We start from the raw sequence: 677 nt of genomic DNA on the forward strand, positions 1-677 counted from the left end.
AGGTGGTGGAACTGGGGCCCGGTGCCGATTGAAGGGCAGCGCGGCTCCATGCTCGGCGAGCGCAGCGGCAGGAGCTGACGACCAGCGATCGTCACTACCGAGCAGACGTTGACGACCAGCGGTCGTCACTACCGAAGCCGGTGACTCAGGACAGCGTGCGCCCGCCATCCAGCCGCAGCGTATGGCCGGTGACGAAGCCGGCATCGGCGATCAGCCAGCGCACCGCTTCGGCGATTTCCTCCACCGTGCCGATGCGCGCCAGCGGAGTGCGCGCCAGCAGCGCCTCGCGCGCGAAATCATCCTTGCCGGTTTCCGGCCACAGGATGGCCCCGGGCGCCACCGCGTTCACCCGCACCTTGGGCGCCAGTTCCAGCGCCAGTGAGCGGGTCACCATTTCCAGCGCGGCCTTGGCCATGCAGTAGGCCGGATGGTCGCGCATGGGCTGGCTGCCGTGCAGGTCGGTGAGGTTGATGATGCTGCCGTGGCTGCGACGCAGGTGGGGTGCAGCGGCCTGGGCCAGGAGCAGCGGCGCGCGCGCATTCACCGCGTACAGGTCATCGACCGCTTCGGCGGTGATCTGCCCGAGCGGGGTGGCGAAGAAGTTGGAGGCATTGTTGACCAGCGCATCCAGCCGGCCGAAATGGGCCACCGCCTGCTCGACGAGGTCGGCCAGGGCG

At 69.3% G+C, this 677-nt stretch carries 1 protein-coding gene; it reads right to left on the reverse strand.

Annotation, left to right across the window (positions count from 1 at the left end; all coding sequences use genetic code 11):
- Positions 1 to 145: 145 nt before the first annotated feature.
- Positions 146 to 677: SDR family oxidoreductase (locus tag ABB28_RS17565; RefSeq protein WP_057687629.1), on the reverse strand; the 532-nt coding region annotated here is incomplete at its 5' end.

Origin of the sequence: Stenotrophomonas chelatiphaga, assembly GCF_001431535.1 — a bacterium.
Taxonomy (GTDB): domain Bacteria; phylum Pseudomonadota; class Gammaproteobacteria; order Xanthomonadales; family Xanthomonadaceae; genus Stenotrophomonas; species Stenotrophomonas chelatiphaga.